The following is a 24,617-nucleotide window of genomic DNA, read 5'->3' on the forward strand; positions in this document are numbered from 1 at the left end:
TATTCAACTACACTTTCCATAAACATTGGACGGATATGACTACAGATTACAAAGCCGACAAAACCGACCTGAAAATCATGAAGGCGCTGGCCGCCGACGGCCGCATGGCGTGGAGCGAACTGGGGGACAAGATCGGCCTGTCGCTGACGCCCACGCTGCGGCGCGTGCGCCGGCTGGAGGAGGCCGGCTATATCCAGGGCTATGTGGCCAGGCTGGACGAGGGCCGGCTGGCTGGCCGGATGAGCATCTTCGTTTCCGTCACGCTGACCAGCCAGGCCGAGGAAGCCATCACCGTGTTCGAGCAGCAGATCGCCGCCGCGCCGGAGGTGATGAGTTGCTTCCTGATGACGGGCGACACCGATTACAGCCTGCGGGTGGTGGTGCGCGACCTGGACGATTACAACCGTTTCCTCACCCGCACGCTGACCCGCATTCCCGGCGTCGCCCACATCAAATCCAGCTTCGCGCTGCGCACCGTGCTGATACGATCGGCGCCGCCGCTCTAGTTGAACGCGGGCTTATCCGCGATTCCCTTACTAAAACACCGGTGCCCCACGGCAAGCCGTGGCGCGCGCGCATCACTTGTCGTCGAAACAACCTTAACCGTAAGATTTAGTTGTCACGATCATATCGTTTCAATCGTGCGGGACACACTTTGCTCTACAGTTTCTACACGCGGGCCCCCACCCCGCGTACTTGTTTTTCATTACAGAAGTTGCCACAGAAGAAGCTAGGGATGTTCCTGAAAGAAACAAAATCCCCCTAACTTCCCATGGAGGCGCCTCGACATCTTGCGTTGCAGCACGGATGGGCGAAAACCGTTGCTTTTTCCCATCAAAAGTTTCACGGTGTTAATTAAATTTGCGGTTTTCTTGACACTTATCAAAAAAGATCTGTTAAAATTCTTTCTATAACGCAACGGGTAGAGTCAAAATGAAAACATTTACTGTATCAGCGGTCGCTTTTTACTTCTTTTACGTCCTTAACGGCCTGATGGCGCCGGGCCAAGCCGCCCGCCCCGCCCAAGGAGCGTGCCAGGACGCCGTATCGGTTGAAACGGGCGCCAAAGCCGCTTCGGCTGGCTCGTGCAAGACGCATATGCTCGCGGTGCGCTAAATTCATCGCGGCAAGCTTGCCCGGCGTTGCCGGGTGGGCGAGACCGGAAGTCCCCTGAACGGGCGTTGCCATATGGCAGCGCCCGCTTCATTTTGCCCTCCCCATTTTCTATCGAAGCCCGCCTTTCGATCACGCGTGGTTATCGATCTTGCAGTGCAGCAAATTAAGCGCCCGTTTGTTGTTTTTTCTTCAGCAAAAATTTCTCACCACCAATTAATTTCACACTTTTTTTGACAGCCATCAACAAATATCTGCTAAAATATTTTCTATAACGCAATGGGTAGAGTCAAAATGAAAACATTCACCGTATCGGCTGCAGCTTTTTACTTCTTCTATGTCTTGAACGGCATGATGGCCCCAGGCCAGGCGACCCGCGAGCAAAACGCTTGCCAGGATCCCGTGATGGCGGAAGCCTCCGCCAAGTCCGGCGCCGCCGGCGCTTGCAAGCGCGACACCATGATGGCCAGCCGCGCCATCGCCGCGAACTAAGCTGGTTTTTCACGCCGCGGCGCGATGCCGCGGCTGCCGCATCGGCGTTTCACCTTCGTCCGGCAACTCCCTTCCCGCTTTTCCGCCCTTGCGATGCAACATTGCATCGCTGTCACGTTGCAAAAACACATCATAAATTTCTGCACCGCAACAATATTTGCATGCCGTTGATCTTTCTTAAACGGGATCTGTTAAGATTTTTCTACAGCGCAACGGGTAGAGTCAAAATGAAAACATTTGCCATATCAGCCATTGCTTTTTATTTCTTCTACGTTCTCAACGGACTGATGGCCCCCGGCCATGCCGCCCGTATTCAGCAGAGTTCGTGTCAGGAAGCCTCTCTCGCGGAGATCGGATCGGCCTCGGCGTCCACCGCCGCGTGCAAGCGCGACAGGCTGGCGTCCGGCCAGGCCATCGCGGTCCGCTGATTCAAGCACCGGTTTTGCGGTGCTCCCGGCGCTGCGCGTGATAGATGCCGGTGTGGCCCGAGAATAGGTAGGCGGCCACGCAGGCCAGGGCCGCGTAGGGGCCGATGGCGGGACCGAACAGTTCCAGCGCCATCACGGTCGACGCCAGCGGCGTGTTGGCCGCGCCGGCGAACACCGCGACGAAGCCCAGGCCGGCCAGCAGCGGAAACGGCAACTGCAGCAGCGGCGCCAGGGCGTTGCCCAGCGTGGCGCCGATGTAGAACAGCGGCGTCACCTCCCCTCCCTTGAAGCCGCTGCCCAGCGACACCACCGTGAACGCGAACTTGCCCAGCCAGTCCCAGGGCGCCAGTGGCGCGTGGAAGGCCTCGGCGATGACGGGCAGGCCGAGGCCGATATAGCGATCCCCCAGCAGCCACACGGCGGCCGCCACCAGCGCGCCGCCCAGCAGCGGCCGCAACGGCGCGTACGCGACGCGACGCTTCATGAAGGCGCCGGCGGCGTGGGTGGCTTTGGCGAACAGCATGCCCGCCAGGCCGAAGGCGACGCCGGCCGCCAGCACGGCCGCCAGCGTCCACGCGGTGACCGGCGGAATGGCGGCGATCGCGTAATGCGCGTGCCGCACGCCCCAGGCCAGTCCCACCTGGTCGGCCACGATGGCGGCCAGCATGCAGGGGAAGATGGCGTCGTAGCGCAGGCGGCCGATGGCGAGCACCTCGAGGCCGAAGATGGCGCCGGCCAGCGGCGTGCCGAACACGGAGGCAAAGCCCGCGCTAATACCGGCCATCAACAGGATGCGGCGGTCCTCGTGGCGCAGGCGGAACACGTGGGTCAGCTGGTCGGCCAGCGCGCCGCCCATCTGCACGGCCGTGCCTTCGCGGCCCACCGAGGCGCCGAACAAATGGGAGACCAGCGTGCCGCCCAGCACCAGCGGCGCCAGGCGAAGCGGGACGACCTGGCGCGGGTCGTGGATTTCATCGATCAGCAGGTTGTTGCCCGCCTCCACCGCGCGCCCGAAACGCAGATAGATCCAGCCGACCGCGAAGCCGGCCAACGGCAGCAGCCAGACGATCCAGGGATGGGAGATGCGCCAAGCCGTTGCGCCGTCGAGCGCGAACAGGAAGAAGGCGGAGGCGGTGCCGGCCAGCGCCGCGACCAGGCTGGCGATCAGGCTCCACTTGGCGAGGTATGTGAGGGGCGGGATCAAGGTGGGCCATCGTAGCAAATCGCCCGGCGGGGATCAAGCCCGGCGCCTGTACCCCGCCCCTGTCAGGCCGCGTCAGTGCTTGTGCGCGCCGTCGCGTTTCACTTCCATCACGTGGCCCTCGTGGCCGTGCTGGTGGCCGGAGGGCGCGGCCGGCTTGGGCGCCGCCGCGGCGGGGGCGTTGGGAGCGCGCGGCGCCGGCGGCAGCTCGCCCGTCCATTCCCGCGCCACCGTGCCCTGCGGATGCTTGAACCAGCCCGGGTCCTTGTAGTCGTTGCGGCCCAGGCCCTCGCGCACCTTCACCGTGGTGAACATGCCGCCCATCTCGATGCCGCCGAACGGCCCCTCCCCGGTCATCATCGGCAGCGTGTTCTCGGGCAGCTCCATCTGCATGCCGCCCATCGAACCGCCCTTGTCGCCCATGACCATGTAGTCCGGCACCAGCTTGTTGATCTTCTCGGCCACGCCGCTATGGTCCACGCCTATCATGTTCGGCACGTCGTGCCCCATGGCGTTCATGGTGTGGTGCGATTTGTGGCAGTGGAAGGCCCAGTCGCCCGCGTGCTCGGCGACGAACTCGATGGAACGCATCTGCCCCACGGCGATATCGGTGGTCACCTCCGGCCAGCGGGCGGACGGCCGCACCCAGCCGCCGTCGGTGCCCGTCACCTCGAAGGTGTGGCCGTGCAGGTGGATGGGGTGGTTGGTCATCGTCAGGTTGCCGGCGCGGATGCGCACGCGGTCGCCCTTGCGCACCACCATCGGGTCGATGCCGGGGAAGACGCGGCTGTTGAAGGTCCACAGGTTGAAGTCGAGCATGGTGTTGATCTTGGGCTTGAAGCTGCCCGGCTCGATGTCGTAGGCGTTCAGCAGGAACACGAAGTCCCGGTCCACCGCGTGCAGCGCGGGATTCCTGGGGTGCGTCACCCAGAAGCCCATCATGCCCATCGCCATTTGCGCCATCTCGTCGGCGTGCGGATGGTACATGAAGGTGCCGGCGTTGCGCGCGATGAACTCGTACACGAAGGTCTTGCCCGGCTCGATGCCGGGCTGCGTCAGGCCGGTGACGCCGTCCATCCCGTTCGGCAGGATCTGGCCGTGCCAGTGGATGCTGGTGTGCTCGGGCAGCTTGTTGGTGACGAAGATGCGCACGCGGTCGCCCTCCACCACTTCGATGGTCGGGCCGGGGCTCTGGCCGTTGTAGCCCCACAGCCGCGCCGTCATGCCGGGCGCGATCTCGCGCTCGACCTCCTCGGCCACCAGGTGGAATTCCTTGACGCCGTTCTTCATGCGCCACGGCAGGGTCCAGCCGTTCAGCGTGACCACGGGGTTGTAGGGACGGCCGTTGGGCGGCGCCAGCGGGCCGGCGGTGGCGGCCGAGGACCCCGGGGAGGACTGCTGCGGGGCTTCGGGCAGGGATGCCGCGCCGGCCTTGGTCACCATGCCGGCGCCGATCAGCGCGGCGCCACTCAGGAAGGATCTACGATTGGTCATGGTTTCACTCCGGTTTTTTCGGTGCCGGTGGCGGGCAGCTTGCCCCCGACGGCGGCTTCCAGGCTCGTCTCTGCGATCCAGAAGTCCTTGAGGGCGTTGATGTAGGCGCTGACGGCGGTGGACTGCTCGCGCGCGTCGGCCAGCAGTTCGAACACGCTGGCCAGCATGCCGTTGTAGCGCAGCATGGTCTCTTGCGAGATCTGGCGGCGCAGCGGAATCACGCTGTCGCGGTAGTGCCTGGCCAGCTCGTAGGAACCGCGATAGTCCTGGTAGCTCTCGCGCGCCTCGCTGCGGGCGTTCGCCGCCGTCTCGGCCAGCTTGTTCACCGACTGCATGTACACCGCCTCGGCGCGCGCGGCGCGTGCCGTGCCCCAGTCGAACAGCGGGATCTCCAGCGTGATCTCGTAGCCGCGCGATTTCGGTTCGCCGCTGGCGCTTTCGCGTATGCCGCCCAGTTCCAGCACGTTGACGAAGCGCGTGGCGCGCGTCAGGCCCAGTGAGGACGCCGTGTGTTCGGTGTCGAGCCGCGCGGCCTGGATGTCCAGGCGGTTGTCGATCGCGGCCTGCTCGGTGTCGGCCAGTTCGCGCGGCGCGGACGGCAGTTCGGGCAGGTGCGGGGGCAGTTTGAAGCCCTTGTCGGCGCTGATGTCGGCGCCGGTGAGGCCCAGCAGGCGCACCAGCTTTTCGCGGCTGGCCACCACCTGCTTGTCGGCGCGCGCCGCCTCGGCGTAGGCGTCGGCGTGGAAGGCCTGTTCGCGCGCGGCGTCGAGCTTGCTCCAGTTGCCGGCCTTCTGCATCCGCTGACCCAGCTCCGCGCCGGCTTCGGCCGCGTCGCGCACCTGCCGCGCGTATTCCTGGCTATGCGCGGCGGCCACCGCCTCGTAATAGGCGCGCCGGGTGTCGGCGGCCACTTTCAGGGCCTCGTTCGCCACCGTCAGCTTGGCCTGCTCGAAGCGGCGCGCCTCGATGCGGCTGGACAGCGGCAAGGTGATCAGGTTGACCAGGTTGAGCGTCAGCGTGCGTTCGATGGCGGTGTCGCCGCCGCCGTGGGTGCGCTTGAAGCCGAAGGCGGGATTCTGCAGGCTGCCCGCCTGCACCAGGTCCGCCTCGGCGACGCCCAGCGACCAGTAGGTGGCCTGCAGGCCGCGATTGTTCAGCAGCGCGATGTGCACCGCGTCGTCCGCCGTCAGCGGCTGTTTCAGTTTGGTTTGCAGCAGGTCCGCCAGCGCCTTGCGGTCCTCGTCGGTGCGCAGCAGCTTGCCCTGCTGGCCTATGCGCTCCTGGGTGGCTTGCGCCACCGCGCCAAAGCCGCTGTCGCCCGACAGCGAGGCGCAGCCGGTCAGCAGCAGCGCCAGCGCCGCCGCTGGCAGTGTTGTTGTGATTCTCATTGGTGTGTCTTCCTTGGAATGCGTGACTAATGGCCGCGGGCACGGGAACGCGTGCGCGCGGCGTCGGCAGCTTTAAGCGAAGAGGGACTGGGGAGGACGTTCCGGAACCGCGAGATCGACCGCGGGGGGGCGGACGGTATGGAATGGTATGCGCTGGGAACCGCTGTCCAGCGGAGGCACGCCGGCCGCCACGGAAGGCGCCAGCGGCGCCCCGACACAGCAGGCGCCGGCGCTGGCGCACTTGGCGGCGCCGTGGCCATCGTGTCCATCGCCGCCGTCGTGGCCCGCGTGCGCGGCGGAACCATGCCCGGCTTGCGCCTCTTGCGCGGCCAGCATGGCGGCGTGATCGTGTTCGCCTTGCACAGCCTGCGCTTGCGCGAACGCCTGTCCCTCGGGCCCGCACAGCAGCATGCCGGCCGACGCAAAGCCCTGGAAGGGCAGCGCAACCAGCATCAGCCAGACGAGCAGGGAACGGAACACGGTCTTCATGGGCGCATATTATCACGGCTGCCGAACTACCGTGCCGTTATGAATTTTCATTATAATGAATGCGCCGCCGAACACATCAATCTCATATGAAGCCACAGATAGAAGCGTTTTTCGATCCCGCCACGTCCACCGTCACCTACGTCGTCTATGAAGGCGACGGCGCCGAGTGCGCGGTCATCGATTCGGTGCTGGACTACGATCCCAAGTCCGGCCGCACGTCCACGCAAAACGCGGACCGCGTGGTCGACTTCGTGCGCGCGCACCGCCTCAGCTGCGCCTGGCTGCTGGAAACCCACGCCCACGCGGACCACCTGTCGGCCGCGCCCTATCTGCAGGAGCGGCTGGGCGGCCGCATCGCCATCGGCGCGGCCATCCGCACGGTGCAGCACGCGTTCGCCGGCATCTACAACTTCAAGCACGCGCGGGATGGCTCGCAGTTCGACCATCTGTTCGAGGCGGACGAGGTGTTCCGCATCGGCGGCCTGGAGGCGCGCGCGCTGCACGTGCCGGGCCACACCCCGGCCGATATCGCCTACCAGGTGGGCGACGCGGTCTTCGTGGGCGACACGCTGTTCATGCCGGACGTGGGCACGGCCCGCTGCGACTTCCCGGGCGGCTGCGCGTCGATGCTGTATCACTCCGTGCGGCGCCTGCTGGAGCTGCCGCCGGAGACGCGCCTGTTCATGTGCCACGACTATCCGCCAGCGGAGCGCGAGGCGCGCTGGCAGACCACGGTGGCCGAGCAGCGCGCCGCCAACATCCACATCCGCGCCGGCATCGGCGAAGAGGAGTTCGTCGGCATGCGCACCCGCCGCGACGCCACGCTGCAGATGCCGGTGCTGATACTGCCCGCGATCCAGGTCAATATCAGCGCGGGCCATCTGCCGGAGCCGGAGGAGAACGGCGTGCGCTACCTGAAGATACCGATCAACGCCTTCTGATTACTTCAACTGGGCCGGCGCGCGGCCCAGCGGCTGGTCCATATTGGCCAGGTACCAGGACAGCGTGGTCATCACCGCCACGTGGCGGCGCAGGTTTTCCGGGTCCACCTTGTCCAGCGTGTCGGCCGGCGTGTGGTGGTAGTGGAAATAGCTGTGGCCATCGACGATGGGTTCGAACAGCGGCACGCCGTCCTCCTCCAGCAGGCGCAGGTCGGCCGCGCCCAGATGGTCGCCCCGGTTGAAGACGCCGGCGCCGATGGGCTGCAGCACCTGCTGCAGGGGCGCGAACAGCTTCACGGCTTTCGGCTCGATGCTGGCCTTGACGCCGAACGGACGCCCGCCGCCGCTGTCGCTTTCGATCGCCGCGAACTGCTTCAGGATCTCGCCCTTGTTGGCCTCGTGGTAGGCGGCGCCGCCGCGGGTGCCGTTCTCCTCGTTCATCCAGGCGATCATGCGGATGGTGCGGCGCGGCTTCAGGTTCAGCGTCTTCAACGTCTGCAGCACGGCCATCGCGCCGGCCACGCCGGTGGCGTCGTCGTGCGCGCCGGTGGCCAGGTCCCAGGAATCGAGGTGGCCGGAGACGATCACGATCTCCTCCGGCTTCTCGCTGCCCGGCAGATCGGCGATGACGTTGAAGCTGTCGGCGTCCGGCAGGTTTTGCGGCGTGAGCGTCAGGCGCAGTTTGACCGGGCCGCGCTTGGACAGGCGCGCCATCAGCATCGCGTCCTCCGCCGTGACGGCGGCGGCGGGAATGCGGTCCTCGTCCGTCAGGCCGGTGGCTCCGGTGTGCGGAATGCGGTAGTCGGCGCCGCCGACCGAGCGCACCAGCACGGCCGCCGCGCCCAGCTGCGACGCGACCTTGGGACCGCTGAAGCGGAAGCCGGCGCCGTGGCCGTAGGCCGGGCCGGCGTAGCCGCGGTCGGCCATTTCCTGGTCGAAGGGCACGTCGAACAGCACGATGGCGCCCTTGGCCTCCCTGGCGCGCGCCTTCAGTTCGTCGAAGCTGCGCACGATCAGCACCGGCGCGGTGATGCCGGCGGCCGGCGTCGCGCCCGAGCCGCCCAGGGCGGTCAGCACCACGCGCTGGGTCAGCCCGGCCGGGCGGCCGGTGTACTCCACCAGTTCGGCCGTCTCCGCGCCGCGCACCCAGTGCGGCACCTTCACCGGTTGCAGGGTCACCTTGGCGCCCAGCTTGCGCATGGCCTCGGCCACCTGTTCCACCGCGGCGGCCGCGCCGGGGGAACCGGACAGGCGCGGGCCGATCAGGTCCGTCATGTCGGCCAGGCGTTCGTAGGCGTAGTCACTTTTCATCGCTGCGTCGCGGATCTGTCCCAGGGTGGCGGGGTCGTTGGCCGGGGCGGCGATCGCGCCGGTCCCCAGCATGCAGCTCATCAAAACGGTCAATACGGTTTTCATTACTATCCTATGGTTGGGTATAACGATGAGGGATGCAAACGATAGCGTATTTGAAAATATTGCGCAGCAGTTTATGATGGAGATCCCGCCCTCCTCCACGTGTGACCGTCATGCTCAAGGGACAACTGTGCACGGTGCGCCATCTGCTCACCGCCGACCTCAACACCTTCATCGCGCTGGCCAACGACCTGCCGTCCCGGGGCGACCATTTCTCGGCCCATTTCAAGTCGCCGGAAACCATGCGCAAGGAGTTCATGCAGAACGGTTTCGTCACCGAGGACAGCGAATTGTTCGTGGTGGAGGACCGCGCCCACCACATCGTCGGCGTGATCACCCATTTCAAGAGCCGCACGCCGACCTCGCGCGAGATCGGCTACCGCCTGTTCGACACGGCGCTGGCCGGGCAAGGCTATATGACCGAGGCCACCCGGCTGCTGGTGGACTACCTGTTCAACGTGCACGTCTGGCATCGGCTGGAACTGCTGACGGCGCCCGCCAACCGGGGCTCGGTGCGCATCGCGCAAAAATGCGGCTTCACCGAGGACGGCACGCTGCGGCAGGCCTTCTTCATCAACGGCCGTTATCAGGATGTCAGGATTTACAGCCTGCTGCGGCCCGAGTGGGAACGCGCGTCTGTTACACGCCACGCCGCTTTGTAAGAATGTGTATAAGGCGTGGGCGTTTTGATCTGGCGCAGCTATAGTTCACTCATACGACGGCGACATGGCCATTCCGGCCCTGGCCGAGCACAGGGGAACACATCATGCTGATCAAGAAACTATTGGGCGCAGTAGCCGTGGTGGCCACCGTTGCCGCCTCGTCCTCGGCCATGGCCGCCGGCGACCGCGACTTCAACACCGCCGCCGGCGCCGTGCTCGGCGCGGCGATCGGCAGCCAGAATGGTTCGGGCGGCGCCGTGGTGGGCGGCCTGGTTGGCGCGGCGGTGGGCAATAGCCTGAGCGGCGGCCATCGCGGCCACAGCCGCGGCTACGTTTCCACCCGCGTCTATTCGCAGCCCGCGCCGGTCTATTACGAGCCGGCGCCGGTGTACTACGAGGAACCGCGCTACTACCGCGCGCCTCCGGTGGTGTATTACGAGCCGGCCCGCCCGGTGTACTACCAGGAATACCGCAGCTATCCGGTGCGCGGCTACGACCGCCACTACTATCGCGGCCACGGCCGGGGTCATGGACGCGGCCACGGCCACCGTTAATCCCGCGGTCGATTCAACGCCGCACTGAAAACCTGGCGCTCCGGCGCCAGGTTTTTTTTCGTCTCCCCCCGCTAGCCGCTTGCGACGGCATGCCGCCGCACGGGGAGCATCATGACAGCCAGCGACACGATCATCACTCTGGAACTGGGCCACTACCGCCTGCGCGAGCGGATAGGCGGCTCGGCCTACGGTGTCGTGTGGCGCGCGGATGGCCCGCGCGGCACGCGCGACGTCGCCCTCAAGCTGATCAACCAGAACCAGATGGCGCGCGCCCTGCCCGCGCAGCGCGAGCGCTGGATCGCCAGCGCCGTCAATGAAATCGCCTTCCTGGAATCGCTGGAACCGTGGGACGAGCGCCACATCGTGCGCCTGCTGGACAGCGGCTGGCACGAGGGCCTCCCGGTGCTGGCGCTGGAATTGATGAGCTGCGACCTGGGCCGCCACATGAAGGGCCTGCGCGCCCGGGGCGCCCCGCTGCCGCTGGCGCGGCTGCTGGACTGGATGGCGCAGTTGAACCAGGCGTTGGCAAAAGTGCATCAGTACGGCTGGCGCTACCTGGACCTGAAACCGGCCAACGTGCTGGTCGACGCCCAGCTGGGCGTGGTGAAACTGGCCGATTTCGGCACCAACCGCCGGCTGGCGGCCATGGAGGAGCACAGCTACGCGGGCACCGCCAACTGGCAGGCGCCCGAGCAGTTTTTCCCGGCCGGTGGCGGCGGCTACGCGACCGGCGCCCACAGCGACTTCTTCGCGCTGGGCGCCTTGTTCTATTTCCTGGCCAGCGGCGGCGTGCAGTTGCAATACGGCGCGGACTGCGGCATGGCGTACCGGGAGCATCACACCGAGGGCGCGCGGGTGATGCTGCGGCAGCTAGGCGGCGCCCTGCCGCCGACACTGCTGCCGGACGAGGAACGGCGCTTCGCCGAGGCGGTCGGCGGTCCTGCGGCCCGGCCCGCATTGGCATTGCTGCGCAAGCTGCTGGAGGCCGATCCCGCCGCGCGGCCGCGCCATGCCATCGAGATCAGCCGCGGCCTCGCCGCCATCCGCTCCGCCGCCGGGCTGCCGCCAGCTGGCGCGGGTACGGATGCCTGGACGCGGACGGGGGTGGCTCTCAGCCCTGACGCCGCCTGGCCGCACGCGGCGGACACGCCATGAATCGGCTCGCGTCACGATTGCTCGACGGGGCGCGTCCGGCGCGCGACTGGCCATGGCGGCGCGCGCTGGCCAAACCGCGGCTGCGGCTCGCCAGTTCCGGCAAGGCGCAGGCTGGCCATGCCCGCGCACCCACGCCGTCGCCGCGCAGCCGGCTCCTGTTGGCAACGGCGGCATTGATCGCCTTGCTGCTTGCGTTGCAGGCGTGGAGCCTGCTGCGCGCGCCCGCGGCGTGGTATCCGGGACGTATCCTGGTGCGCCTCGCTCCCGGCGAAACGCTGACGCTCGGCGCGCGCGAACTCGCCGCGCCGCGCGCCGAACAGGCCCACCTGCAACTGCGCCGCGACGCCCGGGGCGCCTGGCACATCGCCAGCGTGGTCTCGGCAACGCCGCCCGTGCTGCACAGGAACGGCACCGACTTGCGCATGAGCGGGGTAACGCTGGACGGCGCGCGGCAGTTCCAGGCGGGGGCGGCAATCTTCGGCATCACCGCGTTCGATGGCGGCGAGATCGCGTTCCGCCACGCCGGCGACACCTGGCGCTATGACGGCGCCACGTTGTACCGCAACGGCGCCGCCCAGCCGGCATGCGCGGACGCCCATCCGGCCGCGCGCCTGGCGGCCATCTGGAACCGCGCCGCGCCGCGCGCGCTGACGCTGGCCCGGCCGCTGGCCCTGGGCGGCAATGTCCATTGCGGTAACAGGCTGGGCCTGCCCGCGCTCGCCCCCGGCGCCGCGACGCTGGCGCGCGGCGACGGCGGCCTCCGTTTCGCGCCCGGCGCGCAGGACGACGGCCACACCGCGCTACGCATCGCCGGCGCCACGGGCGACACGGACTTGCGCCGCAGGGAACTACCGCTGGCCGGCGTATCCGCTTTCACGGCAGGCAATACCCGCTTCTCGCTCTCCGCGCTGGAAGGTGGCCTGGCCCTGGCGCCAGCGCGCAACGTGGCGCTTTACGCCGCGCCGGACGCGCGCCTGGACCCGCGGGTCGAGTGGGAATGGCGCCAGCGCGCTTTATGGGGCATGGACGCCGCTTCCGCCACAATGCCTTCGTTCATCTGGCTCGCCATCGCCATTTCGTTCGCCGCCATCGCCGTGATCGCGGTGCGGCGATCCGCCGCGCGCTGGCGCGACACCGTCACCCTGGCGGCGGCACTGTCGCTCCTGCTCGCGGGGGTGCTGGCGATGCTGGCGCAACGCGGCGGCCATCCGCCCTCCGCCGCGTGCTCGCTGGCGCTGGCCGCGGCCGCGCTGACACCGTGGCTGGCCGTCCCGGCCCGCCTGCCGCTGGCTGTCGCGGCGGCCCTCGTGCTGCTCGCCGCCGGCCTGCTGGCGCAGCTGGAGCTGGGACTGGGCGCGGGCGTCTCGTCCTGGCTGCGCTACTATCAAAAGTCCACCGCGCTGCTGGCCATCGGCAGCGGCGCGGGCGCCCTGTGCCGGCTTTGGCTGCGCTCCCCGCGCGCACCCATGCGCCAGCGCACGGTGGAATGGCTGCTGGCCTCCCTCGCCGCCGTCGCGCTGGCGGCCCTGGCCGCGCAGGTGCTGTGGGGCGACGAAACCGGCGTGTTCGACCTTCAGCCGGTGGAACTGGCCAAGCTCGCGTTGACCGCGTTGACCGCCCACTGCCTGGCCCTGCGCCTGGGCTGGCGTTCGCCCAACGATGGCGACAGGGCGGGCGGCGCGCGCTGGCTGCGCCTGATCGGCCCCGCCCTGCTGTTCCTCGCGCTGCTCGGCCTGGCGCTGGTGCAGGTGGACGACTACTCGCCGCTGATCCTGCTGCTGATATGGAGCGCCGCCATGGCCTGCGCCTACGCGCTGGCCACCCGCAAGCACGCGATGACGGCTTGCCTGGCGGCGCTGGCCTTGGGCGCGGGGGCGGCGGTGACGGCGCTGGGCGGCGCCAGCGCAGACACGCTGGCCGGCCTGTCCTCGGGCTTCTACGCCGACCGCTTCCAGGTGTGGCTGGCGCCGTCCGAACACCCGCACACCGGCCAGCAAATGCTGCTGGCGGCGCGCGCCATCGCCGAGGGCGGCTGGTGGGGCGCCGACCACATGCTGGGACTGCGCTCGCTCGGCCAGCCGGCCGGCGCCGCCATCGGCATCCCGGCCGTGCAGGACGACTTCGCGCCATCGTTCTTCATCAACCGCCACGGCCTGCTGGGCGCCTTGCTGCTATGGGCGGCGCAAGCCACGCTGCTGGCGGGCCTGGCGCGCATGGCCGCCGCCTCCCGCGCCGCGGCCGGGGAGGCGCGCGACTACCGGCTGGCCTGGCTGGCCCGCTTCCGCTGCTTCGCGCTGTGCGGCGGCGCGGCCTTCGTGTTCGGCCACCTGCTGCTGTCGTGGGGCACCAACCTCGCCATCTTCCCCGTCATGGGCCAGCCCATGAGTTTTCTGTCCGCCGGCGGCAGCCACCTGCTGTTTTTCCTCTGCCCCCTGCTAGCTTTCAGTACGGTCAGTGCGCAATCTTGAGAGGAGTTCCAACATGCCGATCTATGTCCAACACCAAGTCCTGGGCCGGATTCCCGACGTTTTCAACGCCGAATCGATCTGGCAGGCGCCCGGGCTGGCGCTGTTCTCGCGCCGCCCGCTGCTGCGCGACCTGCTGGAGCGCAGCCCGCGCGAACATCGCGGCCGCGCCGCCACGCGCTGCTTCTCCCACGTGACGCTGATGCTGCCGCAGGAGGAGGTCGACGACGACTACCACCTGACCCGCGGCGCCCGCGCCCGGGAACTGGCGCAGACGCTGGCCGCACTGCACCAGAAGGATTTCGGCGACCTGCTGGGCAACGACCAGGTGCGCTACGACGTGCTGGGCAAGGAGGAACTGGCGCCCGGCGAGGTGGAGGTGCGCTTCGGCCACGCCGTCTACCTGCCCGCACCGGATGAAAAAGCGCTGTTCAATGTGTGCGTGTCGCGCGACGGCGCGGTGTGGAAACCTGTTTGCCCGATCTACCCGAACCAGCGCCTGGCGCTGATCGGCGGCGACGACGGCATGGCGAGCTACGTCGCCAGCGGCTGGCCTTTCGGCGCGGACGGCGCGGTCCTGCTGCTCAACGACGGGCCCGACGCGCAGCCCGTCGTCCACATGCGCCCGAAGGACGCCTTCGATTGCGGCTTCGACGCCAACGCTGGCTGTTATGTCATCAAGTCGCGGCGCGGCGGCGTGGACGCGCAGGGCGCGCCCGCGCGCATGATGTTGAAGATCACCCGTTGCAGCTCGGCCCCGGCGTCGAGCGCGCGGATGGCCACGCACACGCCCGGCGGACGCGACACGGGGGGCATGGGCATCCCGCTGGCGCCGCAACGCGCCGGCGTGGCGCCTTCCGCCGCGCCGGCGGTGTGGCAAGTCCGCCCACGCGACAGCGCGGGGACCGACGACGCGACCGCGGTGCCGCAAGCGGCCAGCCGCGCCCCCGCCACGCGCGGCGGCGAAACGGACGCCACCTACGTTCCGCTGGCGCGCCAGCGCGTCAGCCTGGTGGCGCTCGCCCTGCCCCGCCTGAGCCGCTACCGCGACACCGGCGCCTCGGTGCTGGAGATCCCGTTCAGCCGCACGCTGGCCATTCAGTCCGATCCCGACGCCGCCGGCCACGCGATCAGCTTCGCCGTCAATGCCGCCGATGAACTGAGCGTGCGCACGGAGGCTGGCGAGCAGCGCGTGACCGCGCCGGCCAGCTTCACACCGGTGGACGCGCGCGCCATCCGCGTGCTGCCCGCGCCGCGGCAGATGACGGAACGCTATTGCGCGCTGCTGGCTCTGCCGCTGCCGGTGGCCGCGCCGGCGGGCGGCGCGCGCCAGAGCTTCGGCCGCCGTTCGGCCGCGCTGGCGGCCCTGCGCCTGCTCGATTCGCCGCGATTCCTGCGCTGCGGCGGCTCCGGCGTCCATGGCGGCCTCACTGGCGACGTCAATGGCGGCGTCGATGGCTGCATCAATGGCGGCGTCGATGCCGGCCATGCGAACAAGCCGGCCAGCGCCGACCGCATCGGCCTGTCGCGCGAGGCGTTCAGCTACGAGGCCTCGCCGGAAGGCTTCCGCATCGCGCGCCTCGCACCCACGCAGGCGCTGTACCACCTGGACGATCAGCTGCGCTTCGTGGCCAGCGTCGCCGAGGCCAGCGTGGAGACGCCCTACCTGCTGCCACCCGGCCATCATCTCGTCGCCGGCCACTACGTGCTGCGCTTCGACGTCTGAACGCCATGCACACCGACAGCCTGTACACGGCCGCCGCCTACCTTGCCGGACTGGCCATGACGCTGGCGCTCGCGTCCTGGCTCACGCCGCGCGCCTGGTGGCGCAGGCCGACCGCGCGCGGCCTGGCCATCCTGGCGGGCGGCACATGGGGCGCCGGCAGCCTGCTGCTCGCGCTGGCGCGGCCCACGCCGCCAACGTCGCCAGCGCCGCCGCCGGAGCCGACCGCGCCGTTCGTCGTCGCGCCGATGCCAACGCAGCCCAGGACGCAGCTCCAAGCGCAGCCCAATGCGCGCCCCCACCCTCAAGTTGGCGCCGGAAGCGCCGTTAATAGCGCAGGCAAGGCAGCTAGCGTGGCGATAGTTTCCGAGTTCCGCGTTCACCGCGCCCTGAATCTGCGCGCCGAACCCGGCGTCCACGCGCCTCGGCTCGGCGTGGTGCCGGCGGGCGCCACCGTCACCGCGACCGGCGCGACCGACGGCGACTGGTGGCAGATCCGCACTCAGGCCGGCGGCGCCGAACGCACCGGCTGGGCCAGCAGCCTTTGGCTGCGGCGCGCCGCCGAGGCGCAACATTGATGGAAAGGCAGCGCCGCGTCTGGACGACATGACAAGCATCTGTTGCGCCGATGCAGCGGCCTCGTCGCGCCCGCCCCGGCGGGCCCGCCGGCGCCTCGAATATTGGCGATGGCGGTTGCCACGGATGGCCAAAAGCGCGTAAGCTCTGGGCTATGTCGTCGGTCGAACAGCCATGAAAAAATGCGGTAACACGGAACATCCACATTGCACGTTCTGGGTCATGCCAGGGGAAGACACTTGCTCGGGCGGCCATCCGCAAGCCGCCCCCGCCCCCTCCAGCTATGAGTTGCTCAGTTCCTTGCGCAGCGCCCGTGCCGCCCAGGCGGTCACGGCGCCTTTGCACGTGCCCGCCTCGGCCGTCGCCATCGCCCCGGCGACCGGCTATCCCGGCGCCGCTCCCAAGACCCCGGCGGCCCGCCCGCAACTGCGCATCAGCGGCTTCGACCCGCGCGCCGCGGGCGGACGCCAGACCCTCAAGATGGAACTGCGCGGCATGCCAGACGACTGCGCGCCGCAACTGTCCATCGCGCTCGAATCCGAACTGATCCCGAACGGCGCCTCGCGCCAGCGCTTCGTGCGCGCCGCCGACGGCAGCTGGCGGCCCGTGTTCGTCGAGTTCTCGTCGCGCGACAAGGAGCACGGCCAGTACCAGATCGGCGCCTCGGTGCTCAGTGAACACGCCGGCGTCGCCACGCGCCGCTGGGAATGCATTTTCGTCATCCTGGTGCCGCGCCTGGACGCCACGCTGACCGAGATCCACCGCATCTTCCTCAGCACGCACAAGAACGTGCGCGTGATGGCCGACGACGCCTCCATCGCCCGTATCAACGCGCAGGGCGGCGACCGCCTCGACATCGACGTCACCGCGCGCAACGCCGGCATCGCCCACGTGAACCTGGACGCGCCGCAGGGCAAGATCGACATGGGCTTCTCCACCATCGCGTGGGACGAGGACCTGATCGAAATCGCCATGCCGCGCATGGCCCCGGCCCATCCCCACCCGTCCACCGCGGCCAGCTTCGTCAACGCCGCGCCGGAAGCGGGCGCGCAGCGCCAGATCCGCCTGTTCGCGATGGACGAATGCGTGCTGGGCCGCTTCGAGCTGGTGGACCCGGAGGCCGACGTGCTACTGACCCACTACGGCGAAAACGGCCAGGACACCGGCGGCCTCACGCGGCGCCTGTCCGGCCGCCACGCCGTGATACGCCGCGCCGCGCAGGGCGGTTTTGAAATAGAGGACGTGTCGCGCTACGGCGTGCTGCTGGACGGCGTCTGGCCGGGCAAGCACAAGCCGGTGCGGCTGCGCCTGGGCATGCGCGTGGAACTGAGCGCCAGCATCAAGGGCGTGGTGGTGATGGCGGTGTCGGCCATCATGCCGCACGGCGTGATCCTGCATCGCGTGGACCAGGGCGCGCACGCCGAATGCTTCTTCCTGCTGGCGCCGGACAGCCATCCCGGCTATCCGATGCCGGCCTTCGCCGCCTCGCCGCAGGCGGCCGTGCTGCCGCTGATCGTGCATCACAACGGCGGATTCTGGCACCTGGACCAGTTGACCGGCAAGGAAACCGCGCTGGCGCCGTCGACCACGCTCGATAAACTGAGCCGCGTCCCGCGCCACACGCGCTTCTCGGGCGATCCCTACCCGGAAAGCTGGATCATCCGCACCGGCGCCAACGACATCCACAGCACCGTCGCCGCGTCCGACCTGTTCACCGCGTAGGGCGGCCCCCCCGCTCAGGCGCCGGGCTTCTTCGGCAGCGGAATGCGTTCCGTCTCGCCCGGCACCTGGTCGAAGCGCAGCGCTTCCCAATCGTCGGCCGCCTGAAGCACGCGCTCCTTGCTCGACGAGACGAAATTCCACAGCAGGTAGCGGTGCCCGTCCAGCGCCTCGCCGCCCACCACCACGAACTGCGCGGAAGACCTGGCCAGCACGCGCTGGGAGGTGCGCGTGTCCAGCAGCGCCATGGTGTGCGGCGCCATCGGCGCGCCGTCGATCTCGATCTCGCCGGTGATCGGGTAGATCGCCGCCTCCGCCGGCAGGCCGGCCAGGCCGATCTCCTGGCCCTCGCGCAGCGCCACGTCCAGGTACAGGGTCTGGCTGTAGGTCTTGACCGGCGAGGTCTTGCCGAAGGCGGTGCCGAGCAGCACCCGCACCGACGCGCCATTCACCTGGAACGACGGGATGTCCGCCGCCGGCGTGTGCTCGAAGCACGGCTCGTCCTCCTCGTGCTCCTTCGGCAGCGCGAGCCACAGCTGCAGGCCGTGCGTGCGGTGCGGCTGGTCCACCAAGTCCTTGGGCGTGCGCTCGGAATGGACGATGCCCTTCCCGGCCGTCATCAGGTTGATGGCGCCCGGCTCGATGCGCTGGAAGGTGCCCAGGCTGTCGCGGTGGTCCATCGCGCCCTCGAACAGATAGGTCACCGTGGCCAGCCCGATGTGCGGATGCGGGCGCACGTCGTGGTCCGCGCCCGGCGCCACGTCGATGGGACCGAAGTGGTCGAAGAAGATGAAGGGCCCGACCGCCTGCTTCACCGCCGACGGCAGATAGCGCCGCACGACGAAGCCGCCGCCCAGGTCCTTCTCGTGGCCTTTGAGTACGTTGGAGATGGTCATGGCGCTTATCCCAGCACGGTGGAGATTTCGGTGGTGACGGCCGTCATCAGCTTGTGGATCGGGCATTTCTGCGCCGCCGACAGCAGTTCGGCGCGCTGCGCCTCGGACAGGTCGCCGCTCAGGTGCAGCGTGGCGGCCAGGCGGTACACGCCCTTGCGCTCTTCGCTGTCGTCGCGTTCCGTGGTCACCTCCACATCCTCCAGCGGATAGCCCTTGCGCTTGGCGTACCACACCACGGTGAGCGCCTTGCAGGCGCTGACGGCGGCGTCGTACAGGTCGTGCGGCGAGGGGCCGGCGTCGTCGCCGCCCTCCTCCAGCGAGCCGTCCACGGAGATGAGGTGCTTGCGCACGTGCGCGATGTGGCGCATGGCCAGCGACTGGTCGCGTTTCACTTTGATAGTCATGACATTCCTTCAAGCTTGAGTCTTGGGACCACAATTTACACCGTTTGCCCTTGAAACGCCTACCCCATTTGGAGAACCCATTTCCGGAAATCACTCAATGACCTGGCGCAAACGCCGGCCCCTTACGGCTGGTATTGCGCCCCCCGCTGCTTAAAGTCAAAGCATGCATGCCAACAGGAGGGCGGATCATGAGCGAGATTAGCGGTGCTATCGATTTGAGCGGCGTCCCGGAAGACCAGTTCGATCCAGAGCTGGAATTGCGCGTGGCGGTGGTGCGCGAGAACAAGGTGCTGGGCGCCACCGTCGTGAAGGCGGGATCGGTCCGCGAGAAGCTGCCGTTCTCCGTCCAGTTCGATCCGCCCGTGCAGCCCGGCGGCCGCCTGCCGTGCCCGGTGCGCCTGATCGTCGGCCCCAACGTCAACGACCTCGAACTGATCAGCCTGGAAACGCTGTCCATGGAGGTGGAGCTGGCGCTCAAGGACGACGAGCAGGCCCGCGTCGACATCGGCGCCCTGGTGGTCGCGCCCGAGCTGTACTTCTGCTGGCTGTTCTGCTGCCGCACCTACACGATACGGGGCCGCGTGGTGTGCCGCCAGTGGCACTACGATCCGCAGACCGGCCGCTACAGCTTCTGCGACGCGCCCGTTCCCGGCGCCACGGTGGAGGCCTACGACGTGGACCGCTGGATCATCTGGTACCGGCGCGACCTGATACAGAGCGCCGTCACCGACATCGCCGGCAACTTCGTGATCCGCTTCCGCTGGTGCTGCCTGCGCTGGTGGCCCTGGCTGCTGCGCAGCTGGGCGGTGGACGCCGAACTGTATTCGCGCGTGCAGGCGCTGCTGGCCTCGGCCGGCATCCTGATGCCGCCCACGGCGCCGGGCGACGAGCCCGATCCCATGTTCCTGCAGCAGCTGGCCGCCCGTGCCAGCCAGCTGCCGGGGTCGCGCCGCGCCGGCGCCCTCGCCCTGCCCGCGCCCGGCGTCATCGACGAGCCGCTGTCGCCGGAAGCGCTGCTGTCCGTGCTGCCGGAATCGCCCGAACTGGCCGCGCTGCACGTGTGGCCCTGGTGGGACCGCAACGACTGCGCGCCGGACGTGGTGTTCCGCGTCACGCAGCCGTGCGACGGCCAGGTGCGCGTGATCCACAGCGAGACCAACGCGCAGACGCGCTGGGACATTCCCACCATGCTCAACGTGACGCTGCTGGCCAACCAGCACGCCTGCTGCCTGCCCGTCTGCCGCGACCCCGAATGCCCGGAATGCCTGAAGCTCACCTTCGTCGGCTGCACCACCACCGACCAGATCGGCGCGACGGCGGGCCCGCCCGACCTGCGCGGCTACGCCCACGTCGCGGCCTCGCTGGACCGGCCGTTCCACGGCGCGCTGCAGATGCGCGGCGCGGTCGGCAGCGACGTCGACTACTTCAAGGTGCAGGTGTCGCGCAACGGCGGCCCCTGGACCGACCTGCCGGTGCCCGCCTTCGACGGCTTCTCGCGCAGCTACTGGGACGGCAGCGCGCCGGTGGTGGCGCCCGCCCCGGCCTTCACCCCCATCCTGAAAAACGGCCAGACCGTGATGATCACGCGGCGCCACTACGAGGCGCTGCATCCGGCCATACCGCGCTTCGGCGGCAGCGTGATCTGGTTCGACTACGACACGCTGTTCTACTTCAACACCATCGCCAACCCCGCGCTGACGCCGGACGCGCTGTACCAGCTGCGCTTCGTCGGCTACAACGCGGACGCGGCGGACAACCTGGTGCCGTCGTCCGAGCGCATCCTGCCCACCTGCGGCCAGGCGCGCACCGAGTCCGTGTATCTGCGCATCGACAACCGCGCCATGACGCACGCGCCGTCCGTGCCGCTGCACCCGTGCGGACCGGGCACCGTGCACACCTGCACCAGGGAACCGGACTGCCACATCCGAAGCATCTGCATCAACGAGGGCACGCCCACGGCGCGCTGCATCGCAGCCTGCGACATCGTGCGCCTGGCGGCCAACGACACGCTGACCGTGCACTTCACCGCCACCTGTCCGCCCACGGTGCGGGACGGCCACCTGGGCGGCTACTCGATGCGGGCGGAGTATGGCGTGTCGCTGTTCTTCGATATCGGCACCGGCGCGCACGGCAGCTTCGCCGCCGATCCCACCTTCGAGGTCGGGCCGGACTACGCCGCCGCGCTGATGCAGGGCGCGCCGCGGCCGCACTGGTACGGCGGCGACTACAAGGTGACGCTGAAGGGGGCCGACTTCCCGGTCTGCTGCGCCTACATCCTGCGGCTGCGGGCCTGGAAGCGCACCACCAACGGCTGCGCGGACCCCAGCCTGGTGCACAACAACGAGTTCAAGATCGCCTTCACGATACTGCGCGCGGAGCTATGCCCCGAAATCTGTCCGGAGCGGCCGACGGCGCAACCGGCTCAACTGGCGCAAGCATTGCCGCCGCAGTGACGCGGCGGCGCAATGGAAAGCGCGTGGTATGGACTGCTGCTCGGCGCGCTGGCCGTCTGGCGCGTCAGCCACCTGGTGCACGCGGAGGACGGGCCGTGGGACATGGTTGCGCGCCTGCGCGGCGCCGCCGGCGACGGCATGGCGGGACGGACGATGGACTGCTTCTACTGCCTGAGCCTGTGGATCGCGGCCCCCGTGGCCGCGCCGCTGGCGACGGGGTGGCTGCATTTTTTCTTGCTGTGGCCCGCGCTTTCGGGCGCGGCGATATTGATGGAACGGGCGCACGCCGCGCTCGGGCCGGAGGAGCATTGACATGGGCTGCTGTGGAAGCAAACGTGAACAGGCCGCGCGCAACGCGCAGGCCGCCATGCCGTTCGGGGCCGGCCGGCAAGTGCCCGCAGGCCAGGGCGGAACCGGAACCGGCGGGCAGCCGGGCGGCCAGGCGGGAGGGTACCCGGGAGGATACGCGGGCGGCCTGGGCGGTAGCCCGAGCCCGGGCCCGGGCGCGGCCGGCGTGCCCTTCGTTTACGACGGCCAGGCCACGCTGATCGTGACCGGCAGCGCGACGGGCCGCCGCTACCGCTTCGCCGGACGCGGCGACCGCGTCGCCGTCGATCCGCGCGACGCCCCCGGGCTGATGGCGATGGAAAAGCTGCGCCGCCTGGCGCCGGGCTGACCGGGGAGACTCAAGCCAGCTTGCGCGCCACGCGGAAACCCACGATGTCGTTGGCCAGCATGGCCGAATAGGCGTTGCGCAGCGCCGTGCGCAGGTAGCGCGGCGGGTACAGCCAGGAGCCACCGCGCAGGATGCGCAGCGCGTGGTCGCCGCCCGCCATCCAGGCGCTGCCGTCGATGGGCGCGCCCTCGTAGTTGCGATGCATCACGTCCTGCACCCATTCCCACACGTTGCCGTGCATGTCGTACAGACCCCAGGGGTTGGGCTGGAACGCGCCGACCTTGGTGGTGCCCTTCCTGAATTCGCCCTTCACGCCCTTGTTGTAGGTGAAGTTGCCGTCGTAGTTCGCGTGCTCCGTGCCGATCTCGTCGCCGAAGCTGAACGCCGTGTGCGTGCCTGCGCGGCAGGCGTATTCCCATTCCGCCTCGCTGGGCAGGCGGTACACCTGGCCGGTCTTCCCGGACAGCCAGGCCACGTATTTCTGCGCGTCCTGCCAGCTCACGCCCACCACCGGGTGCTCGTCGGTCTGGGCGAAGCCGGGCGCCTTCCAGTCGGTGTCGGTCAGCGGTTCCCAGCCGGTGGCGCGCACGAACTGGCGCCACTGCCCCACCGTCACCGGATAGCGCCCCAGCGCGAACGGATATTCGATGCCCACCCAGTGCTGCGGCGTCTCGCGGTCCAGCCACTGCCGGCTGGAACCGGACGACATGGCGATGCCGCGCTCGTAGTCCGAAGAACCCATCTGGAAACGGCCGGTGGGTATCAGCACCAGGTCCGGCCCGGCGCCGGTGCCGTCCAGGAAACGGTCGCGCAGCACGCCGTTGGCGTCGGCCACCGGGCTGCCCGGCGTCGGCATCAGCGTGGCCAGCTCGGCGGCGTTGCGGGCGGCCTGCTCCTTGCGGTGGCGTTCCTGCTCGACGCGGTACGCCGCCTCGGCCTTGAGCGCCGCCGCCTTGCGCTGCTGCTCCTCCTGCGCCTGGCGCGCCTGCAGCGCGTCCGCCTCGCGCCGCGCCAGCAGTTGCTCGCGCAGCTTGGCCTTGCGCTCCTTGGCCTCCTGCTCCGCGCGCAGGCGCTGCTGGCGCTCCAGTTCGCGGCGCTGCTGGTCCTGTTTGACCTTTTCGATCGCGGCGGCCTGCGCCTCGGCCTTGCGGCGCGCGGCCAGCTCCACCTGCCGCTTCTGCTCCTCGACGCGGGCCTGCTCGGCGCGCGCGGCCTGCTCCCGTTCGCGTTCCCGCTGTCGCTGGCGCTCTCGTTCACGCTCCCGCTCCGCCTCGGCCGCCTGCGCGGCCAGTTCCTCCTCGGACGGGCCGGAGGCGCGCTGCAAGGCGTCCAGCAATTCACCCACCGATTCGGGGCGCTGGTCCTGCACGTACGCGAAGCCGCGCTGCAGCGCCTGCCATTGCGCGGGATTGAGCGCGGCGGGCGCGGACGGCAGGAATTGCGCGGTGCGCGCGCCGTCGAAGGGCATTTTCCCTTCCAGCATCTGGTAGATCATCACCGCCACCGCGTACACGTCCAGGCGGGGGCTGGGCTGGCGCTGGTTGGTGCCGGCCTCCGGCGCGCGGTAACCGGTGGTGCCGGCGTTCGGCATTTGGATGGCGATGCTGCTGCCCGGATTGCGCGGGCGCGAGGCGATGCCGAAGTCCAGCAGCTTGACGTCGCCGCGCTGCGTGAGGAAGACGTTGCCCGGCTTGAGGTCGCGGTGCACCAGCTTGTACTTGTCCCAGGCGTAGTCCAGCGCGCTGGCGACCGGCCGCAGCAGGCGCTCCACCTGGTCCAGTTCCACCGGGCCGTGGTCGGCCAGCCAGGCGTCCAGGTCCTGGCCCTCCAGGTACTCCATGATGATGAAGTAGCTGGCCGTGGCCGGGTCCTGCGCCCATTCGTAGATGCGCACCACGTTCTCGTGCGCCAGGCGCCGCGCCTGCGTGGCCTCCTCGATCAGCAGCTTGGCCAGCGACGCGCTTTGCGTCAGTTGCGGCGGCAGGATCTTCAGCGCCACCTGGTCACTGTGGCCCAGCTCGGCGTGCGTGGCCAGGTCGGTGGCCTGCCACACCTGCCCCATGCCGCCCATGCCGATCAGGCGCTCCAGCCGGTAGCGCCGGTTCTGCGGGCCGATCTCCTGGCCCGCCATCAATCCCAGCTCGGTGCCCTGGCGCAGTTGCATGGCGCTGGAGGGGCCCGGCTGCCCCGCCGCCTGCCCGCCGCCTTGCGCGGGCGTGCCGGACGGCGTCGCGCCCGGCGCCGCCGTGCCGCCCAGCGGCGAATACTCGGCGTCCAGGATCGCGTTCTTGCGGCGGTCGAACTCTTGCAAGCTCAGCAGTCCATCCTCGTGCAAGGCGCGCAGTTCGCGTATCTTGTCTCTCGCTGTCTGCATG

The 24,617-nt window shown here is 69.0% G+C and carries 22 protein-coding genes; 14 read left to right on the plus strand and 8 right to left on the minus strand.

All coding sequences use genetic code 11. The features are described from left to right. The first annotated feature begins 35 nt into the window (after positions 1-35). The 3 genes from BM436_RS05750 (at position 36) to BM436_RS05755 (ending at position 2,033) form a co-directional block, all read left to right on the plus strand. On the plus strand, positions 36-506 hold the full coding sequence (locus BM436_RS05750; RefSeq protein ID WP_093554456.1) for an Lrp/AsnC family transcriptional regulator: 471 nt from the start codon (positions 36-38) through the stop codon (positions 504-506). Positions 507-1,407: 901 nt separating this feature from the next. Beyond that, positions 1,408-1,605 (plus strand): hypothetical protein, encoded by a 198-nt coding sequence (locus BM436_RS35990; protein ID WP_143132986.1) that lies wholly within the window; start codon positions 1,408-1,410, stop codon positions 1,603-1,605. A 227-nt stretch (positions 1,606-1,832) separates the two neighbouring features. After that, a complete protein-coding gene (locus BM436_RS05755; RefSeq protein WP_143132987.1) occupies positions 1,833-2,033 on the plus strand; it encodes a hypothetical protein in 201 nt (66 codons plus the stop codon). Between the two features lies 1 nt (position 2,034). Here BM436_RS05755 and BM436_RS05760 read toward each other — a convergent pair whose 3' ends face one another. From BM436_RS05760 to BM436_RS05775, 4 genes are all read right to left on the minus strand, one after another. Continuing rightward, positions 2,035-3,237, minus strand: coding sequence for a voltage-gated chloride channel family protein (locus BM436_RS05760; RefSeq protein ID WP_229489186.1), 1,203 nt, complete (start codon positions 3,235-3,237; stop codon positions 2,035-2,037). Between the two features lie 72 nt (positions 3,238-3,309). Beyond that, positions 3,310-4,728, minus strand: coding sequence for a multicopper oxidase family protein (locus BM436_RS05765; RefSeq protein WP_093554462.1), 1,419 nt, complete (start codon positions 4,726-4,728; stop codon positions 3,310-3,312). Further along, the gene (locus BM436_RS05770) at positions 4,725-6,116 is read right to left on the minus strand and encodes a TolC family protein (RefSeq protein WP_093554464.1); all 1,392 of its coding nucleotides are present in this window, start codon (positions 6,114-6,116) and stop codon (positions 4,725-4,727) included. The genes BM436_RS05765 and BM436_RS05770 overlap by 4 nt, the downstream gene beginning before the upstream one ends. Before the next feature lie 72 nt (positions 6,117-6,188). Then, positions 6,189-6,605: a hypothetical protein gene (locus tag BM436_RS05775; protein ID WP_093554466.1), complete on the minus strand. Its 417-nt coding sequence runs from the start codon at positions 6,603-6,605 to the stop codon at positions 6,189-6,191. Between the two features lie 86 nt (positions 6,606-6,691). Here BM436_RS05775 and BM436_RS05780 point away from each other — a divergent pair, with 86 nt between their 5' ends. After that, positions 6,692-7,546: an MBL fold metallo-hydrolase gene (locus BM436_RS05780; RefSeq protein ID WP_093554468.1), complete on the plus strand. Its 855-nt coding sequence runs from the start codon at positions 6,692-6,694 to the stop codon at positions 7,544-7,546. Here the strand turns inward: BM436_RS05780 and BM436_RS05785 are convergent, their stop codons facing one another. After that, on the minus strand, positions 7,547-8,962 hold the full coding sequence (locus tag BM436_RS05785) for a M20/M25/M40 family metallo-hydrolase (protein ID WP_093554470.1): 1,416 nt from the start codon (positions 8,960-8,962) through the stop codon (positions 7,547-7,549). A gap of 110 nt (positions 8,963-9,072) precedes the next feature. Between BM436_RS05785 and BM436_RS05790 the strand changes: the two genes are divergently transcribed. The 7 genes from BM436_RS05790 (at position 9,073) to BM436_RS05820 (ending at position 17,816) form a co-directional block, all read left to right on the plus strand. Beyond that, complete coding sequence (locus BM436_RS05790) at positions 9,073-9,621, plus strand: GNAT family N-acetyltransferase (RefSeq protein ID WP_093554472.1); 549 nt, start codon at positions 9,073-9,075, stop codon at positions 9,619-9,621. A gap of 104 nt (positions 9,622-9,725) precedes the next feature. Beyond that, positions 9,726-10,175 carry a hypothetical protein gene (locus BM436_RS05795; RefSeq protein WP_093554474.1) on the plus strand — a complete coding sequence of 150 codons (450 nt, stop codon included), beginning with the start codon at positions 9,726-9,728 and terminating at the stop codon, positions 10,173-10,175. A gap of 111 nt (positions 10,176-10,286) precedes the next feature. After that, on the plus strand, positions 10,287-11,330 hold the full coding sequence (locus tag BM436_RS05800; RefSeq protein ID WP_093554476.1) for a serine/threonine-protein kinase: 1,044 nt from the start codon (positions 10,287-10,289) through the stop codon (positions 11,328-11,330). Beyond that, positions 11,327-13,798 (plus strand): FtsW/RodA/SpoVE family cell cycle protein, encoded by a 2,472-nt coding sequence (locus BM436_RS05805; RefSeq protein ID WP_093554478.1) that lies wholly within the window; start codon positions 11,327-11,329, stop codon positions 13,796-13,798. The genes BM436_RS05800 and BM436_RS05805 overlap by 4 nt, the downstream gene beginning before the upstream one ends. Positions 13,799-13,811: 13 nt before the next feature. Beyond that, positions 13,812-15,521 carry a hypothetical protein gene (locus BM436_RS05810; protein WP_093554480.1) on the plus strand — a complete coding sequence of 570 codons (1,710 nt, stop codon included), beginning with the start codon at positions 13,812-13,814 and terminating at the stop codon, positions 15,519-15,521. A 5-nt stretch (positions 15,522-15,526) separates the two neighbouring features. Continuing rightward, a complete protein-coding gene (locus BM436_RS05815) occupies positions 15,527-16,096 on the plus strand; it encodes an SH3 domain-containing protein (RefSeq protein WP_093554482.1) in 570 nt (189 codons plus the stop codon). Positions 16,097-16,316: 220 nt separating this feature from the next. After that, the gene (locus BM436_RS05820) at positions 16,317-17,816 is read left to right on the plus strand and encodes an FHA domain-containing protein (RefSeq protein ID WP_093554484.1); all 1,500 of its coding nucleotides are present in this window, start codon (positions 16,317-16,319) and stop codon (positions 17,814-17,816) included. A gap of 14 nt (positions 17,817-17,830) precedes the next feature. Here BM436_RS05820 and BM436_RS05825 read toward each other — a convergent pair whose 3' ends face one another. Next, the gene (locus tag BM436_RS05825; protein ID WP_093554486.1) at positions 17,831-18,709 is read right to left on the minus strand and encodes a pirin family protein; all 879 of its coding nucleotides are present in this window, start codon (positions 18,707-18,709) and stop codon (positions 17,831-17,833) included. Positions 18,710-18,714: 5 nt separating this feature from the next. Then, a complete protein-coding gene (locus BM436_RS05830; RefSeq protein ID WP_093554488.1) occupies positions 18,715-19,113 on the minus strand; it encodes an OsmC family protein in 399 nt (132 codons plus the stop codon). A gap of 188 nt (positions 19,114-19,301) precedes the next feature. Between BM436_RS05830 and BM436_RS05835 the strand changes: the two genes are divergently transcribed. The 3 genes from BM436_RS05835 to BM436_RS05845 are packed head-to-tail and all read left to right on the plus strand — an operon-like array spanning position 19,302 to position 22,242. Next, positions 19,302-21,566: a carboxypeptidase-like regulatory domain-containing protein gene (locus tag BM436_RS05835; protein ID WP_143132988.1), complete on the plus strand. Its 2,265-nt coding sequence runs from the start codon at positions 19,302-19,304 to the stop codon at positions 21,564-21,566. A 12-nt stretch (positions 21,567-21,578) separates the two neighbouring features. Then, complete coding sequence (locus BM436_RS05840) at positions 21,579-21,878, plus strand: hypothetical protein (protein WP_093554492.1); 300 nt, start codon at positions 21,579-21,581, stop codon at positions 21,876-21,878. A gap of 1 nt (position 21,879) precedes the next feature. After that, positions 21,880-22,242, plus strand: a complete 363-nt coding sequence (locus BM436_RS05845) for a hypothetical protein (RefSeq protein WP_093554494.1) — start codon at positions 21,880-21,882, stop codon at positions 22,240-22,242. 10 nt (positions 22,243-22,252) lie between these two features. Here BM436_RS05845 and BM436_RS05850 read toward each other — a convergent pair whose 3' ends face one another. Then, positions 22,253-24,616 carry an SUMF1/EgtB/PvdO family nonheme iron enzyme gene (locus tag BM436_RS05850; RefSeq protein WP_093554496.1) on the minus strand — a complete coding sequence of 788 codons (2,364 nt, stop codon included), beginning with the start codon at positions 24,614-24,616 and terminating at the stop codon, positions 22,253-22,255. Between the last annotated feature and the right edge of the window lies 1 nt (position 24,617).

Source organism: Pseudoduganella namucuonensis, assembly GCF_900116645.1.
GTDB lineage: Bacteria > Pseudomonadota > Gammaproteobacteria > Burkholderiales > Burkholderiaceae_D > Rugamonas > Rugamonas namucuonensis.